Source organism: Mesorhizobium sp. P3_A10, from assembly GCF_056403175.1.
The window spans coordinates 86,366-101,594 of sequence record NZ_JBFUFZ010000004.1 but is presented as its reverse complement, the minus strand read 5'-3'; the positions used below and the strand labels follow the sequence as shown (position 1 = coordinate 101,594).

The 15,229-nt window shown below is 63.4% G+C and carries 14 protein-coding genes; 4 read left to right on the top strand and 10 right to left on the bottom strand.

Going from position 1 to position 15,229, the window contains the following annotated elements; translation table 11 throughout:
• Positions 1 to 16: 16 nt before the first annotated feature.
• From AC1DXU_RS17250 to AC1DXU_RS17215, 8 genes are all read right to left on the bottom strand, one after another.
• Entirely contained in the window at positions 17 to 1,090 is a 1,074-nt protein-coding gene (locus tag AC1DXU_RS17250; RefSeq protein WP_477370644.1) for a D-alanine--D-alanine ligase family protein, read from the bottom strand.
• A gap of 133 nt (positions 1,091 to 1,223) precedes the next feature.
• A complete protein-coding gene (locus tag AC1DXU_RS17245) occupies positions 1,224 to 2,531 on the bottom strand; it encodes a hypothetical protein (protein WP_477370641.1) in 1,308 nt (435 codons plus the stop codon).
• A 96-nt stretch (positions 2,532 to 2,627) separates the two neighbouring features.
• Positions 2,628 to 3,509, bottom strand: coding sequence for an SMP-30/gluconolactonase/LRE family protein (locus tag AC1DXU_RS17240; RefSeq protein WP_477370638.1), 882 nt, complete (start codon positions 3,507 to 3,509; stop codon positions 2,628 to 2,630).
• Complete coding sequence (locus tag AC1DXU_RS17235; protein WP_477370635.1) at positions 3,506 to 4,147, bottom strand: 2-dehydro-3-deoxy-6-phosphogalactonate aldolase; 642 nt, start codon at positions 4,145 to 4,147, stop codon at positions 3,506 to 3,508. The genes AC1DXU_RS17240 and AC1DXU_RS17235 overlap by 4 nt, the downstream gene beginning before the upstream one ends.
• A 40-nt stretch (positions 4,148 to 4,187) precedes the next feature.
• Positions 4,188 to 5,111 (bottom strand): 2-dehydro-3-deoxygalactonokinase, encoded by a 924-nt coding sequence (locus AC1DXU_RS17230; protein WP_477370632.1) that lies wholly within the window; start codon positions 5,109 to 5,111, stop codon positions 4,188 to 4,190.
• A 20-nt stretch (positions 5,112 to 5,131) separates the two neighbouring features.
• Entirely contained in the window at positions 5,132 to 5,899 is a 768-nt protein-coding gene (locus AC1DXU_RS17225; RefSeq protein ID WP_477370629.1) for an SDR family NAD(P)-dependent oxidoreductase, read from the bottom strand.
• Positions 5,900 to 6,054: 155 nt separating this feature from the next.
• Positions 6,055 to 7,404: a putative bifunctional diguanylate cyclase/phosphodiesterase gene (locus AC1DXU_RS17220; protein ID WP_477370625.1), complete on the bottom strand. Its 1,350-nt coding sequence runs from the start codon at positions 7,402 to 7,404 to the stop codon at positions 6,055 to 6,057.
• A 146-nt stretch (positions 7,405 to 7,550) separates the two neighbouring features.
• Positions 7,551 to 9,356: a GtrA family protein gene (locus AC1DXU_RS17215; RefSeq protein ID WP_477370622.1), complete on the bottom strand. Its 1,806-nt coding sequence runs from the start codon at positions 9,354 to 9,356 to the stop codon at positions 7,551 to 7,553.
• A gap of 131 nt (positions 9,357 to 9,487) precedes the next feature.
• On the opposite strand from AC1DXU_RS17215, the gene AC1DXU_RS17210 reads away from it, so the two are divergent.
• Both AC1DXU_RS17210 and AC1DXU_RS17205 read left to right on the top strand, forming a co-directional pair.
• Positions 9,488 to 10,489 carry a glycosyltransferase gene (locus tag AC1DXU_RS17210; RefSeq protein ID WP_477370619.1) on the top strand — a complete coding sequence of 334 codons (1,002 nt, stop codon included), beginning with the start codon at positions 9,488 to 9,490 and terminating at the stop codon, positions 10,487 to 10,489.
• An 8-nt stretch (positions 10,490 to 10,497) separates the two neighbouring features.
• Positions 10,498 to 10,872 carry a GtrA family protein gene (locus tag AC1DXU_RS17205; protein ID WP_477370616.1) on the top strand — a complete coding sequence of 125 codons (375 nt, stop codon included), beginning with the start codon at positions 10,498 to 10,500 and terminating at the stop codon, positions 10,870 to 10,872.
• 66 nt (positions 10,873 to 10,938) lie between these two features.
• Here AC1DXU_RS17205 and AC1DXU_RS17200 read toward each other — a convergent pair whose 3' ends face one another.
• Positions 10,939 to 11,652 carry a GNAT family N-acetyltransferase gene (locus AC1DXU_RS17200; protein WP_477370613.1) on the bottom strand — a complete coding sequence of 238 codons (714 nt, stop codon included), beginning with the start codon at positions 11,650 to 11,652 and terminating at the stop codon, positions 10,939 to 10,941.
• Between the two features lie 262 nt (positions 11,653 to 11,914).
• Between AC1DXU_RS17200 and AC1DXU_RS17195 the strand changes: the two genes are divergently transcribed.
• Complete coding sequence (locus AC1DXU_RS17195; protein WP_477370610.1) at positions 11,915 to 12,853, top strand: 2-dehydropantoate 2-reductase; 939 nt, start codon at positions 11,915 to 11,917, stop codon at positions 12,851 to 12,853.
• 124 nt (positions 12,854 to 12,977) lie between these two features.
• Positions 12,978 to 13,922 carry a glutathione synthase gene (gene gshB, locus AC1DXU_RS17190; protein WP_477370607.1) on the top strand — a complete coding sequence of 315 codons (945 nt, stop codon included), beginning with the start codon at positions 12,978 to 12,980 and terminating at the stop codon, positions 13,920 to 13,922.
• 16 nt (positions 13,923 to 13,938) lie between these two features.
• Here the strand turns inward: gshB and AC1DXU_RS17185 are convergent, their stop codons facing one another.
• Positions 13,939 to 15,204: an Ig-like domain-containing protein gene (locus AC1DXU_RS17185; protein ID WP_477370604.1), complete on the bottom strand. Its 1,266-nt coding sequence runs from the start codon at positions 15,202 to 15,204 to the stop codon at positions 13,939 to 13,941.
• Positions 15,205 to 15,229 lie beyond the last annotated feature (25 nt).

Below are 15,229 nucleotides of genomic sequence, written 5' to 3'. Positions count from 1 at the left end.
GTTTCGGTTGCGCCGTCTATACGCGACTTTCCTGGCCGACCAGCCGGTTTGCAGCGGTCTCGGCCATCGCATCGGCAAGGCTCATCCCCCATTGCGAGCGGCAATAGGCGCGGAAATCGAAGCAGGGCAGGCCGGGGCAGACCTCGAACTCGATGAGATGGACATGATCGTCCGCCTCGACCCGGAGATCGATCGAAAACACATCGCGCAGGCCGAGCCCGCTGATCAGCCTCTCAGCAATGCGGCGGATTGTTGCGGCGGCTGCCGGCTGGGTGTCGGCGACCGGCAGCAGCGCAGGCTCGGTGTAGTGTCCTGCCGCCTTGGCCGCCTCGCCGGTATCGCCATAGAGCGCCAGGCTGTCTGCCATGGTCTGGAAATCGGCGCCTGAATCGACAAAGACGATGCCGAGCGCCTCGGCGCCGGTGTCCGGCTTCAGGCCGAGGAAACTGGCCCGCACATTGCGCCCGGCAACATAGGGCTGCACGACGACATCGTCGCGATAGGCGGCGAAAACACGCCGGCTAAGTTCCAGCGCGTGGCCGAGATCGGTGCAGCGCGAATCCGGCCAGATGCCGATCTTGGCGCCGAGACGGTTCGGCTTGACGAACCAGCCGGCAGAAGAGGCCGGTGGCTCGGACAGCCAGTGGCCGTCGCGGGCGAGGCCGGCCGCCGGCACCGGCAGGCCGAGTGCCCCAAGCACGGCGCCGGAGCGGAACTTGTCCTGGCAGAGTGCAAACAGCGCATCGTCGGCACCGATGGTTTTCAGGCCGTTCAGCCTTGCCAAAGCGGGTACTGCACCACCGCGGAAATAGGCGATGCCGTCGGTCAGTGTCCAGACCAGTGTCGTCTGCGGATCGGCCTTCGCCAGTGCTACCGCGGCATCGTCGAGGTCGACCGGTATGAAGATTAGGCCGCGCCGCTCGCAAGCCGCGGCAAGCTCATCGAATTCAGGCGCAAGGTCGGTCGACTGTGCCAGATAGGACGAGATTTCGAGCGCACGTTTGGCCGGAAAGCCGTCGGCGACCAGCCGGTCGAGACAGGCCTTTTCCGGCTCGTGGACGAGGATCAACGTCGGCGTTTTTTGCGGCATCTGATGCATCGCTCTATTTCAATTCGTGCGCCACCATCGCACGGCCGAGGCAATCGGCTTGCGGGAAACCGACCGGTCCGGGCGATTGAGTAACAAGGCGTCGACGACTCGGACCGCGGATGGAGATGAAGGTTCAGGAATGATCGCGGGCCGAAAGACAGCCATTGCGCCCTAAGGTTCCGCTCTTTGCCAACAGGTGAAGCGCATTGTTGCCCAGGACGATCATCTCGTTGCGAAGAGGGATGATACCTTCGCTTCGAATGGAACCTGGACCAACAGCGTTGCGGCCGCCAGACACCTCGCTTACGCGCGCCTCGGCATCGAGTGTGAAAATCCCCGCACGGGAGAAGATCACCACTACCTTCAATGGCGGGAACTCGGCGACATCGGTGAGGTTCTGCCTTGTCGGATCGAACGGCAAAGCGATAGGGGTAAGGCGATCCCCTTCTCGCTCCCACAATCCTGTTGGTTTCCACACCAGGGTCTTCCCGATGCTCGCCACACTGATAGCCCTGCCTTCCGAAGAATTGCCGGCCCCTGGTTGTGGCCGTGGACGCACCAGATGCGCATCGACCGGCTCTTCGAAGGCGCCGTCTACGTGCCTTGGGGGCAGCTCCACGGCGAACTCGTTCCAGTAAGTCTTGATCGCGATCGAGGTGCCCTTCGATCCCACCGTGGTGCCAGTTACAAAGTCCCACTTTTCCAAGGTCGCGATGAGGACGAGCCTGCCGTCATCGAAGCGCAGAAAAACACGGTCACCGGCACTTATCAGCAGGGCGTTTATCTCAGGTAGATCGAAGACCTCACCCGGCCCGCCATAGTTGGCAGGAGCATCCACCGGCAGCAGCGCAAGCCGCATCCGACGATCAAGGAGGTAAAGCCCAGTTGGGTCAGGAACAACAAATCCATCGAGGCGCGGCACGAATGTCGGAGCTCCAGGATGGTCTAGCGACGCCTCTTTGCCCAAAACGATTTGCTCGAAGCGCGTCGCACCCGCATCGATTTTGAACAGGCCGTCGAAGCTGTTTGTTCCAACGACGCGCTTTGTGGAGGGGTCGCGTGCGAAACGATCATGAATTTGGTTGGATGGGAACTTGCCGCCAAACCGCACATAGCTGCCTGTCTCATCTATCGTCCATACTCCCGAGCGGTTGGACGGATAGATGATGGGCCGAGGAATGTCCGGAAGCAAGACGACCCTGAACACCATCCGCCAGGCGTCTCCCTCGTCCGCTTCCGTTGGCTGGCCGTCAGCAATCGGGACGATGCACAGTTGCGGTGATGGTTGGCCCGACGTGTCCGCGCCGAATGCAACCATTGCCAAGAAGAGGCCGGCCAGGAGCAACTTCGCATACAGGCGCGAGGCCGCGGCTATGATTACCTTGGAGACCCGCACGACCAGATCGGGCGAGATTCTCAACCAGTGCACCAACATGAGCATCGATAGACAGTGCTCTCTCCTGCGGAGCAGTTCAACACAGGCAGCGCTCTGCTTGGCGGTATGGTTGCCCGACACCTAAGGACCGGCACCGAGCCGTCAGGCGATCAGCACGCGCGGCTCGAAGCGGCCGTTGACCTCGATATCGAGAAGGAAGGTCATGCCGCCCTGCGGATCGAGCTTGCGCTGCTTGTCGTCCTTGCCCTTCCAGGCCGAGGTCACCGCCAGCCGGTTGGCCTTGGCGCCGACAAAGGCCGGGCAGGATGGTTGCGTCACCGGCATGGCGACCGAGCGCAGGAGCTTGCCGTCGGGGCCATAGGCTTCGATGACCTTGCCGCCCCAGACGGCGTTCCACAGCACGCCGTCGCGGTCGAGCACGGAGCCGTCGATGTAACCCTTGGAAGCGCGGTGATCGACGAACACTTTCGGCTCGTCGGATGGCAGGCCAGTCGCTGGATTGCAGGCGACGCGCATCAACAGCCCGGTCGAGGTGTCGGTGTAATAGGCGATGGCGCCATCCTCGGAAAAACAGATCGAGTTCGACACGGTGATGTCGGAGAATAGCTTGCGCAATTCGCCCTTGAAGAACCAGTAGATCGAGCCGGCGCCTTTCGCCTCGCTTTTGCCCATCGTGCCGACCCAGAAGGCGCCGCAAGGATGGACGCGCGAATCGTTGGAGCGGGTGAGCGGATTGTCGGCCTCGATGGCGGTGTGCAGCGTCAGCTTGCCGGTCGCCACGTCGCGCACATGCAGGCCCGTCTCGGTGGCGATCAGCTGGCGCTGGTCGTCGATGATGGCGATGGCGCTGGCCATCTGGCCAAGCTCATGGATCTTCAGCACACCGCCGGAAAAGCGCTTTTCCAGAAGCTGACAGTTGACGATGTCGAACCAGTAGAGCGTATCGGTGGCCGGATCGTAGCTTGGCCCCTCGCCGAGATGGCAGACATGGTCGGAAAAGACGGAAACGATGGTTTCGTTCATGAGGCCGCTCCGAAGGCTGCATCCCAGGCAGCAACGGCGGCCTGAGCCCGCGCGGCCACCTCGTCAACGCTCATGCCCGGCTTGAATAGGCTGGAGCCGAGGCCGAAGACGCTGACGCCGGCCACTTTGTAGCCGGCAAAGTCTTTTTCCGAAACGCCACCAACGGCGCCGACCAGCGTCTCAACCGGCAGCACCGCGCGCATCGCCGAAATGCCCGCCGCGCCGAGCACGCTTGCCGGGAAGAATTTCAACGCCGAGGCGCCGAGCCGGATCGCCTGGAAGGCTTCGGTCGGGGTGAACACGCCGGGCATCGTCACCATGCCGTGCTGCATGGCGCGACCCATGACTTGCGCATCGATGTTGGGGCTGACCAGCAGCCTGCCGCCGGCCTCGTGCAAGCCATCGACATCGTCCGGTGTCAGTACGGTCCCGGCGCCGACCAGCGCCGAGCCGGGAAGCGCTCTGACAATGCTGGCGATCGACGCGAACGGCTGCGGCGAATTGAGCGGCACTTCGATGGCTTCGATGCCGGCTTCGAACAGCGCCCGGCCAACAGCCACCGCCTCCTCCGGCTTGAGGCCGCGCAGGATGGCAACCAAACCACGCCTAAGCTTTGGGAAAGGTGCGGTCTGGTTCATGCGATAACTCCGTTGATGGCGATCATGCCTTCTCGATCAGTCACGTTCGGCCGATCATGCCGTTTTCGCGCGCGGCCTCGATCAGGCCGGCACGCACCGCCTCGTCGGCGTCGACAACCCTGACCGCAAGCCCAGCAAGGCCGAGCGCCTCAGTATAAAGCGTGCCCAGCGCGCCTGAGGCAACCAGCACGACGGGCGCGGCATTTGCACCATAGCGCCGGTTAGCCGAGGCGATCTCGCCGCCGATCAGCAGGCCGGAGAGACACGCAGCGGCATCGTCGGGCTTCAGGTCCTGCAGCAGGCCGGCGGCGCGGATCGAAAACAGTCTTGAGGTGACATCGCCGCCCTCAGCCAGCGCCTTGCGGCACCAGTCCTGGAAAAACGGGTTGTCTGATGTGACCGGCTTTGGTTGCTCGCCCAGCGAATGACGCAGGATCGAATGCGCGGCCAGCACCGAAAACAGCTCGCCGGTCGGCCAGGTGCCAAAACCGCCGACAGCGCCGTCCTCGACCAGCACCCATTTCGAATGCGTGCCCGGCATGCAGACGAGCTGGCGGCCCTTTGCCGGCAAACCAGCGCCGGCAAGCTGTGTTTCCTCGCCGCGCATCACATCTGGCGCGTCGAGAGCTCGCTGGGCGAGGCCCGGCACGATGCGGATGTCGCGGCGCTGGCCGGGAACTTTGGCTGCCCCGGCAAGGATGGCATCGAGCGGCGACGGCACGGTGACGTAGGGCGCCTCGAGCCAACCCTGGCGGGAACCAGCCATGCCGCAGATGATGATGGGCAGCGCTTCCGGCGCGCCCATGGCCGCCAGATGGCCTTCGAGAATGGTCGAGAAGCCTTTTTGCTGCGCGGTGATCAGCCCGTCATCGCCGCGGCGCTCGACAAGAACCTTGCCGGCATCGTCGACGAGCCAGACCCGCATGCGGGTGGTGCCCCAGTCGACGGCGGCGACAGCAGGCACTTTGCTTCCCGGAACCTGGCTCACAGGAAGCCTCCGTCGACGATCAGCATCTGCGCGGTCAGCATGCGCGAAGCGTCCGACGCCAGGAACAGCACCGTTCCAACGATGTCTTCCGGCTGCATCACCTGCTTGATGCACTGCTTGGCGACATGGGCGGCTAGCGCCTGTTCGGTCACCCAGAGTTCCTTCTGCCGCTCGGTGATCACCCAGCCAGGCGCGATGGCGTTGACGCGAATCCCGTCAACACCAAGCTTGCCGGCGAGGCCCTTGGTGAGACCCAGGATACCGGCCTTGGCGGCGGTATAGGCCGGCATGTCGGGGTGGTTGATCAGGTAGGAGGTCGAGGTGAAGTTGATGATCGAGCCGCCGCCGGCCCGTTTCATGCCCGGCGCCACGGCTTGCGCGGTGAAGAAATGCGGCCGCAGATTGATGGCCTGGTTGTTGTCCCAGAATTCGACCGTCACGTCTTCGACGGCGTGGCGTTCGTCCCACGCGGCATTGTTGACCAGCACGGTGACATCGCCATGCGCCGCCGCAGCGCTGGCTGCCGACGTCCGCAAGGCCTCGACGTCGCGCAAATCGGTCTTGAAGTAGAGCGGCCGAAAGCCAGTTTGCTTTTCGACGCTATCGGCAAGCGCTGTGCTTGGCCCGTCGGCGATGTCGATGAAGGCGACTTTCGCGCCCTGGCGCACGAAGCCTTCTGTCAGTGCCGCGCCAATGCCGGAGCCGCCACCGGTGATCAGCACCGAGGCTCCCCTAAGGTCGGCAAAATCCGCCGATGGCATCATATCTGTTCTCTCCCAGCCTGACCGGCGCGCATCCTAGCCAGACACGTCGTGTGGGCAAGGGCGAAACGTCGGATTTGCGGGCATATGTCAGACAAAACGACAATGCGCCGCACCGGGCGTGCGGCGGGAATGCTGACTGCGTCGAGATCGCCGGTTCAGACTGCCTTGGCGTGCAAGGCGCCGCGATAGGAATCGCGGAGGTAGCCGAGCGTGGCGTCGGCATCGACCGGCCTGCCGAACAGATAGCCCTGGCCGCCAGCGCAGCCGAACTGGACGAGGCGGTCGGCCTGCGCCTCCTGTTCGATGCCTTCGGCGACCACGTCCATACCGAGCCCCTCGCACATGGCGAGGATGGCGCGGATGATGTGTTCCGACGGCCGGTCGTCGAGAATGGAGGAAACGAAGGCGCGGTCGATCTTGAGCTTGTCGAAATGGAACTCGCGCAAGCGGCCGAGCGAGGACTGGCCGGTGCCGAAATCGTCGAGCGAGACGCGGATGCCGACGCGGCGCAGATCCTCGACGATCTTCTCGGCCGAGGCCGGATCGTTCATCAGGCCGGTCTCGGTGATCTCGATCTCCAGCCGGCGCGGATCGAAACCGCTGCGGTCGAGGATGGCCAAAATGTGCAGGCCGGTGTTCTGGTCGACGAGCTGCGACGGCGACAGGTTGAAGGACAGGAACAGGTCCTTGGGCCAGCTCCGGGCCGCTTCGGTGGCCTTGCGCAGCACCAGCTGCGAGAGCGGACCGATGATGCCGCGCTCCTCGGCGATGGGGATGAAGACCGTCGGCGGCACCGAGCCGAGGTCGCGATCGGTCCAGCGCGCCAGCGTCTCGAAGCCGATGGTGCGGCGGGTGTTCAAATCGACGATGGGCTGGAAATGCGGCTCAACCTCGCCGGCGGAGACGGCGCGGCGCAGCGCCTGCTCGATGCGGGTGACGCGCTTGGCGGCCTCTTCCATCTCGCGGGTGTAGACGACAACCCGGCCGCGGCCCGAACGCTTGGCATGATAGAGGGCCGTTTCGGCCTTGTTGACCAGGATTTCCGTGGTCTCGTCGCCAGAGTAGAACAGCGAGCAGCCAACCGAGGCCGAAAGCCTGGCGGTGCGTTCGCCGACATCATAGGGCGCTGACAGTATCTCGATCAGCATGCGCGACTTTTCAGCCGCGGCGTCTTCTGAGAACACCATCGGATAGAGGAAGGCGAATTCGTCGGCGCCGATACGACAGACGGTGGAATAGCTGTCCATCGAGGCGCGCAGCCGCATCGCCACCTGGATCAGGATATCGTCGCCGGCCTTGTGCCCGAACAGGTCGTTGATCGGCTTGAAGCCATCAAGATCGAGAATGCCGACCGTGAACGGCGCCGGGTCCTCGGAGCGATCGCTGATCAGGCGGTCGACCTTGTCGAAGAAGCGGCGGTGATTGCCAAGTCCGGTCAACGGATCCGTGAAGGCCTGATCCGAGCTTTCCCTGCTTGCCTGCCCGGTGCCAAACGTCGTTTGCATCGGTGTCCCTGTTTTGAATATCGGAATTTATGGCCAGACTGCCAGCAAACCCTTTAGGAAACGTATCGCGAAATCGATTTTTTCGTCGGCTGAAGAAAAGCTGCCGATGGCATGAAATGTCCGACCCTTTTCAGGGACGGATGCCTTCAGGCACCTTGCCGGACACGATAGAGTTCGATGGGGGCTCCCTTGGTTTCCAATACCGGCTCGAGCCAATCCGGCACAGTGCCTTGCATCAGCCCGGCAAGAAAGCCTTGCGGCGCCTTGGCGGCGAGAAGCTTGCTTTCCGCGCTGCCACGGCACAGCGCCACCAGGCCGACATTATGCGCCGCCACAATTGCCCTGGCGTCAGCGGCTGATCCCAGGAAAGCATCGAGCGCAAGCAGATCGCCGGCGATGTTGCGGTGATAGGGTCCGGCGAATGCGCGGTGTCCGGAATAGGCCAGGATCGGCGAGCCGAGGTTGGAAATGGCGAGCACGGTGGTGTCGGGCTGCCGCGCCAGCGCTGCGAACGATGCCTTGGCCTCGCACACGGCGTCTATACCTGCGTCCTTGGTAGCAACCTTGTTGGCGTCAAAGGCGATCGAGGTCGCGGCGGCGGCGCCGGTCCAGACGGCGTTCATCGACACCAGCCAGACTGCGGCCATGCGCAGCGACACGCTGCGTGAGGGACTGGTTTGCGCCCGCTCACGCCATTTGGCGATCCAGGCAGAAAGTGGGATCACCGCAAAGGCAATCGAGAATGTCGAACCGCGAACCTGCCAGGCGCTGACGATGAACGCCACGACAAGAAGAGCGCCGACAAGGCTGTCCTGCCGGCGCCAGCCGCTGCGGCCGCGGCCGAGGCGAAGCGCCATCAGGACGATCGCCACCAGCGGGGTGACATAGCGCGCCACCACCCTGGCCGGATCGTAGACGAAGAGTTTGAACAGCGACTGCGCCTCGTCGATGTGATCGAGCCACAAATCCTTGAGGCGCGGATCAAGGTTCGCATAAGGAGCTACCAGGCATTGCGGGAACAGCGCCACCACGACAGCGCCCAGCACGACGGCAAGCAGGCCGAGCGAGATCAACCGCCGCCGGCGCGTGCGGCCGGTCGCGTCGACCGAAACGATGGCTGCAAGGCCGGTTCCGGCGAGTGCCGCGACCACGAACTGCACGGTCGAGAACGCGTCGCATTGCGCCTGGCCCCAGGCCGAGATCGGGATGGTCGTGACGAAGACGAGCGCTGAAACCCCGGCAAAGCCGAGGCCGAAATCCCTGGCGATCAGCCGTTCGCCGCCTGGGTCGACGACAAAGAGCAGCGCGACGCAGGCACCGATGGTGGCGACATAGGGTGCAGTTTCCATGCCGACGGCCAGGGTCAAGGCAGCACACAGGCCGGAAAAAAGTGCAGCCCACCGGCGCACAGGTGCCTCGAGCAGCAGGCTGAGGCTGGCGATGGTCAGCGTCAGCTGGACATTGTGGTGATCAAGGGCCCCCGGCAAAAAGATGCCGATGAAATGCAGCGCCGCCGCACCGACGACGATCGCGGGCAGCACGGCGCCCGAGCCGCCGAAACTGCGCGCCGCGCGGGCGATGAAAAACACGGCCACACAGAAGAGCAGCGCCGGCCAGAGCACTTGCGCGACGTTTTCGGCGACAGCCATGCTGCCGGTCAGGGCCTTTGCCGCCAGGATGATGCCGACAAGCGGCGCATCGACCAGCCGCGACCAGTGCATGACGAAACCACCTTCCGGCCCCATCCTGTATTGATGCAGATCGAACCAGCCCTGGCCGGCCAGCATGTCGCGAACCTCGACCATGCGCAGAAGGCTGTCGTTGTCGCCGCCGGCATTGGCCAAATGCGGGAAACCCGTCCAGGCGTTGACGGCAAACGCCACCAACGTGGCAAGCAAAGCCAGCATGACATCGGGCTTCCAGGTGGAAGCGCCATCCTTGACTGTGCTCATCTTCATGACCTTTGGGGGAATGCGAGGCGGTTTAAACCTAGCCTTAACAGCTTCAATAAATAGTAAAGCCGCCTGAGCGCAGCCGACATTCGGCGCGGCCATGGAGCGCCAATTGGCATCCGGAGACGAAAATGCCGCACGAAGTTCGCTATGAACCCACCATCGCCGTGCTCCTGCCTTGCTACAATGAGGAGTTGACGATCGCCGAGGTGGTGCTGCGTTTTCGCGAAGCCCTGCCTGCTGCCGCCATCTATGTCTACGATAACAATTCCAGGGATCTCACGGCGCTGAAGGCACGCGCCGCCGGCGCCATCGTCATCCGCGAGCCGCGCCAAGGCAAGGGCAATGTCGTGCGCCGCATGTTCGCCGATGTCGACGCCGACATCTACCTGATGGCCGACGGCGACGGCACCTATGCGCCGGAGGACGCGCCGCAGCTGATCAACACGCTCTTGACCGAACGCTGCGACATGGTGGTCGGCACCAGGCGCGGCGTCACCGACGATGCCGGTCGCTCCGGCCATGCCTTCGGCAACCGCGTCTTCAACAGCCTCTACAAGCGCCTCTTCGGCACCGACTTCACCGACATCTTTTCGGGCTATCGCGTCTTCACCCGACGCTTCGTCAAAAGCTTCCCAGCCGTTTCCGGCGGCTTCGAGATCGAGACCGAAATGTCGGTGCATGCCTCGCAGCTCAAATTGCCGGTCAGCGAGATCGCCCTCGACTATGGCCGCCGGCCGGAAGGTTCGTCGTCCAAGCTGTCGACCTTTCGCGACGGCGCCAGGATCCTGTGGATGTTCGCCATGCTGATGAAGGAGACGCAGCCGCTGCGCTTCTTCGGGACATTCGCGCTGTTCTTCCTGTCGGCCAGCATCGGCCTGATGATACCGGTGCTGATCGAATTCGCCGAGACCGGCCTTGTACCGCGCATGCCGACCTGGGTGCTGTCGGTCGGCCTGCTCCTGCTTTCCATGCTGGCGGGGGTGACCGGTGTGATCCTCGATTCGGTATCGCGCGGCCGGGCCGAGCAGAAGCGCATCTTCTATCTGTCGATGCCGTCGGGCCGCGTCGAACGCGCCGGCCCGCACGCAAACGTGAAGGCCGAGCCGGGCAAGACCCCCCGGGCGGCCTAGAGCCTGTCGTGAACCGCCTCGTCCGCTTCCTCTTTGCCGGCGGCGTCGGTTTCGTCGCCGACGCTGCGGCACTTTGGCTGCTGCTGGCCGTCACGCCGCTTGGGCCGTTCGTCGCCCGCCTCCTCTCGATCGGCTTTGCGCTCACCGTCACCTGGCTGATCAACCGCCATTTCACCTTCTCGCCGTCAAGCCGCGGCATCGCAAAAGAGGGCGCGCGCTATGGCGGCGTCGGCATCGCCACCAGCATCGTCAACTATCTCGTCTACTCAGCCATCCTGCTTACCTTGCCGGCGATGCCGCCGCTGGCGGCGCTGGCGATCGCCTCGCTGATCGCCATGGCGCTGTCCTTCCTTGGCTACTCCAGGCTGGTCTTCGACCGCTGAGGCGCTGGTCCGAGGAAGGTGACCCGCGGAGCGCATGACCCCGCGCGCCGCATTGACTGCATGAGCCTACGCTGGCGCAAAGCCCGAAGATGCCGCCGCTCTTACGTCCTGCAAGGATCGCATCTGACGGCCATTGACGAAATTGTCGGGGGACAGCCAGGCATCAAATGCCGCGCCGGCGACCGACCATTCGCGTGCCAGCATCGAATACATGCAGATATCGCGTGCGTGGCCCTTCAGCACCAATCCGTGGCGCAATATGCCCTCAAAGACAAAGCCCAACCTGTCGGCCGCTCGCCTCGATTTCGCATTGTCCGTAGTGCACGTCCACTCCAACCGCCGATAGCCGAGGTCGTCGAAGATGTGTCGCATGATCAGGAAGAGAGATTCGCTGGCCGCGATCGTCCGTTGCAGCGCCGGCGAGAAGAGCACGTAGCCCAGCTCGATCACCCTGTGCGCCGGTCTGGCCTCCATCAGACAAAGCCAGCCGACCGGTCCCACCGCCGCTTTGGTGCGTAGCGTCAGGAATGTGCGCGATTGGTCGTTGAGTATGCTGCCGACATGAGCCCGGAAAGACTCGATCCCGTCGAATGGTCCAACCTTCATTTCAGCCCAGATTTCGTCGCGTCCGCGGGCGTGGGTGAGCCGAAAGATATCCTCCGCATCTTCAAGGCAGAGTGGGGCGAGGCTGATGTGGTTTCCGGTCAGCGTTGTCGCCGAAGGCAAAGTAGCGCCGGCTGCCGAATCCGACATTGCATTCCAGTTTTCCTGCGTGGCCATCTCCCCTCCTGTTCAGACTTGGATCTGCCCCTGCCTCGTCGCCCCTGGCTTTGAGTGTCTGCACGACGCGTTTGTGAAGCGATGCCTGGTAGCTGTCGGCGAGCGGGTGTGCGTAGACGACATTGACTTTCATTCACGGTTCCCCCGGCGTAAGCGTATATTAGCCAATACTCAATCAAAGGAAATTGGCTAAGGGCCGAACCGCGCTGCCTTGGCAGTCGTCAGCCGGGCCAGGTCGTCGAACCCGACAAAGGGGGATGAGATGCGTATTGCAGTGATGGCCGCCGGCGCCATCGGCGGATATTTCGGCTCGCGGATGGCAGCAGCGGGGCACGATGTGTTCTTCGTCGCGCGAGGTGCCAATCTCGAGGCACTCAAGGCGAACGGATTGAGGATCCAAAGCGTTCTCGGCGATCTGCACCTGCCGAATCCGAATGTCACCGACAACCCTGCCTCGATCGGCCCGGTCGATATCGTGCTTTTCGCGGTGAAGCTCTGGGATACCGAAAAGGCGGCCGAGCGCGCGCGTTCGCTCGTTGGGCCCGCCACGCGCGTAGTTACCCTCCAGAACGGTGTGGACAGCATAGAGCGACTGAGCCCGATCCTCGGCGCCGGGAATGTGGTTTCGGGCTGCGCCTATATCGCGGCGACGATCGCCGCGCCTGGCGTGGTGGCGCATACAAGCAAATTCGCGCGCCTCATCTTCGGGCGTGCGGACGGCAAGCCTGACGCAATGCTGAAGGCCTTTGCCGATGCCGCCTCGGCAGCGAGGCTCGACGGCGCATTGACCGACGCGATTGAGCGCGAGAGGTGGCAAAAATTTGTTTTCCTGATCGGGCTTTCTGGAGCGACCGCAGCGACCCGCAAACCTCTTGGCGCGATACTTGGAGATTCCGACACGCGCGCTTTCTTCTACAATCTCATGCGCGAAGTGGTGGAGATCGGTCGCGCCAAGGGCGTATCGCTACCGGCTGATTTTGCTGACGACCGGATGAAGTTCGGCGAAGCCTCGCCACCTGGCTTCAAGGCATCCATGCTGCATGATCTGGAGCACGGCAACCGGCTTGAACTCGATTGGCTCGCGGGCAAGGTGGTTCAACTCGGGCGGGAGTTCGGGGTGCCAACACCAGCGAACGATGCGGTTTATGCGGTGCTCAAACTACACCGCCAGGGCAGATTTGCCGCAGACGACACGCATTAGGGCTGGGCCAAGCAAGCGCGATTGGCAGACGCCGCCGAGTTCCGTATATCGGCACCTTGCCTTGCCGCAATTCCGGACGCTACGCGCTTTTGCTGGAATTGCTTGATCCCGCTGGAGACACGAGATGCCGCTGAAAATCGCCGTCCAGATGGACCATGTCTCCACAGTGTCGATCGCCGGCGACACATCCTTCGCGCTGTCGCTGGAGGCGCAGCGGCGCGGCCACCAATTGTTCCACTACACGCCCGACCGGCTGTCGCTGCGCGACGGCAAGGTGTTCGCCCGCATCGAGGCGATGCAGGTGCGCGACGAGAAGGGCGACCATTTTTCGTTGGGCGAGAAGGTGCGCACTGATTTGTCGGAAATGGACGTCATCCTGCTGCGCCAGGATCCGCCCTTCGACATGAACTACATCACCACGACACATATTCTCGAGCGCATCCACCCCAAGACATTGGTGGTCAACGACCCGGCCTGGGTGCGCAACAGCCCCGAAAAGATCTTTGTCACCGAGTTTTCCGACCTGATGCCGGACACGCTGATCACCAAGGACCCGCAAGAGGTCGCCGCTTTCCGCAAGGAGTTCGGCGACATCATCGTCAAGCCGCTCTACGGCAATGGTGGCGCCGGCATCTTCCATCTGCACGAGGCCGACCGCAACCTCGCCTCGCTGCTCGAAATGTTCGGCCAGATGTTCCGCGAGCCCTATATCGTGCAGCGCTATCTCAAGGACGTGCGCAAGGGCGACAAGCGCATCATCCTGATCGACGGCGAGCCGGTGGGCGCCATCAACCGGGTGCCGGCCGAGCACGATTCCCGCTCCAACATGCATGTCGGCGGCCGCGCCGAGAAGACCGAACTGACGGCGCGCGAGCGCGAGATCTGCGCCCGCATCGGCCCGTCGCTGAAGGAACGTGGCTTCATCCTCGTCGGCATCGACGTCATCGGCGACTACATGACCGAGATCAACGTGACCTCGCCGACCGGCGTGCGCGAGGTCAAGCGTTTTGGCGGTGCCGATATTGCCAGCCTGTTCTGGGACGCGGTTGAGGGCAAGAGGCGGCGCTGAATGCCGCCCCACGCATTTAGAACACGAGAAAGTCGTCCGCGGTGAGCCATGTGCCCGGGCCTATGGCGGCGAACTTGACAGCCGACACGCCGCCCGCCCCGTCCACATCGAACAGCAGATCGCCCGTCGCGTCGTCATAGAGAATGTGGTCGCTGGCATCGACGGCTTTGTTGCCTATCGCGAAGACCGCAGCCAGAAGCGGGCCGGCCGACAGCCCGACGAATACGGAGCTGTCCAGCCGGAACACATCATCTTGCGCATCGAAGTCGACGATACTGTCGTAGTTCGCCGGTCCAAGCGCGTCGAACACGAAGACATCCCTGCCCGCGTCGCCGGCCAGCCGGGCGCGGCCGGCACCGCCATTGAGGATGTCGTCACCAGCGCCGCCCCGCAGGTCGTCGGAGCCGGCGCCGCCGTCGAGGAAATCGTCGCCCGCGTCACCGCGAATGCCGTCCGTGCCCGCACCGCCGCTGATCTCGTCATTGCCGGCGTCGCCCTTCAGCCAGTCGGTCCCCGCGCCGCCGATGATCGTGTCGGCGCCGGCGCCGCCGAACAGCTGGTCGTGGCCGGCGCCGCCGTCGAGCGTATCGTTGAATGAGGTGCCGGTGATGCGGTCGCCGCCCCCCAGCGCGTCGATGAGCACGGCACGATCATGGCTTCCATAGTTCACGGTGTTCGTCGCGTCGGTCAGCGTGACGGATTCGGCCGGTGGCGTGACCGTGATCGTAATCGTCGCCACATTGCTGTTGCCCTGGCCGTCCGTGGCGTAAACCGTAAAACTGTCGGTGCCGACGAAGCCGGCCTCGGGCGTGTAGTCGAACAGATTTCCGCTCAGAAAGTCCGCATGATAGTGCAGGCTGGTGCCGACGTGACCTTGGTGAAACGGGTAGTGGTTGCCGTCGAAACGCGTGCTCTGCTCAAAACTGCCGTGGTCCGGCCCGTCTACAATGATAAAGCTCAAGAGATCGTAGTCGGCATCGGCCGCGCTGAATTTGACGTCGTCGAGAAATTGCCCCTGCGAAACCGACACATTCAGGTTGGCGGCTGAGGGCGCATGATTGACGAAGGTGTCGGGCTGAAGCGCGCCGCCGGCCAGGATGATCTGATGCTGGCCGTACCGGGTGTTTTCGCCACCGAAATAGTCGTTCGCCCCGATCCATGTCACCGTGATGCTGTCTGGGCTGTCGGCGTTGACCGAGACGATCCGGGCCGACAGGAAGGCCGCCTGGTCGGACACGGTGCGGATAAGATTGCCTTCGTTGTCGAAGACCTGCGTTTCCACCGTCGTCCAGGTTTCGGTCCTGCCC

Coding starts and splice junctions, on each gene's coding strand:
- AC1DXU_RS17250 (WP_477370644.1), bottom strand. CDS start 1,090: ATGCCGCAAAAAACGCCGACGTTGATCCTCGTCCACGAGCCGGAAAAG.
- AC1DXU_RS17245 (WP_477370641.1), bottom strand. CDS start 2,531: ATGCTCATGTTGGTGCACTGGTTGAGAATCTCGCCCGATCTGGTCGTG.
- AC1DXU_RS17240 (WP_477370638.1), bottom strand. CDS start 3,509: ATGAACGAAACCATCGTTTCCGTCTTTTCCGACCATGTCTGCCATCTC.
- AC1DXU_RS17235 (WP_477370635.1), bottom strand. CDS start 4,147: ATGAACCAGACCGCACCTTTCCCAAAGCTTAGGCGTGGTTTGGTTGCC.
- AC1DXU_RS17225 (WP_477370629.1), bottom strand. CDS start 5,899: ATGATGCCATCGGCGGATTTTGCCGACCTTAGGGGAGCCTCGGTGCTG.
- AC1DXU_RS17220 (WP_477370625.1), bottom strand. CDS start 7,404: ATGCAAACGACGTTTGGCACCGGGCAGGCAAGCAGGGAAAGCTCGGAT.
- AC1DXU_RS17215 (WP_477370622.1), bottom strand. CDS start 9,356: ATGAGCACAGTCAAGGATGGCGCTTCCACCTGGAAGCCCGATGTCATG.
- AC1DXU_RS17210 (WP_477370619.1), top strand. CDS start 9,488: ATGCCGCACGAAGTTCGCTATGAACCCACCATCGCCGTGCTCCTGCCT.
- AC1DXU_RS17200 (WP_477370613.1), bottom strand. CDS start 11,652: ATGGCCACGCAGGAAAACTGGAATGCAATGTCGGATTCGGCAGCCGGC.
- AC1DXU_RS17195 (WP_477370610.1), top strand. CDS start 11,915: ATGCGTATTGCAGTGATGGCCGCCGGCGCCATCGGCGGATATTTCGGC.
- gshB (WP_477370607.1), top strand. CDS start 12,978: ATGCCGCTGAAAATCGCCGTCCAGATGGACCATGTCTCCACAGTGTCG.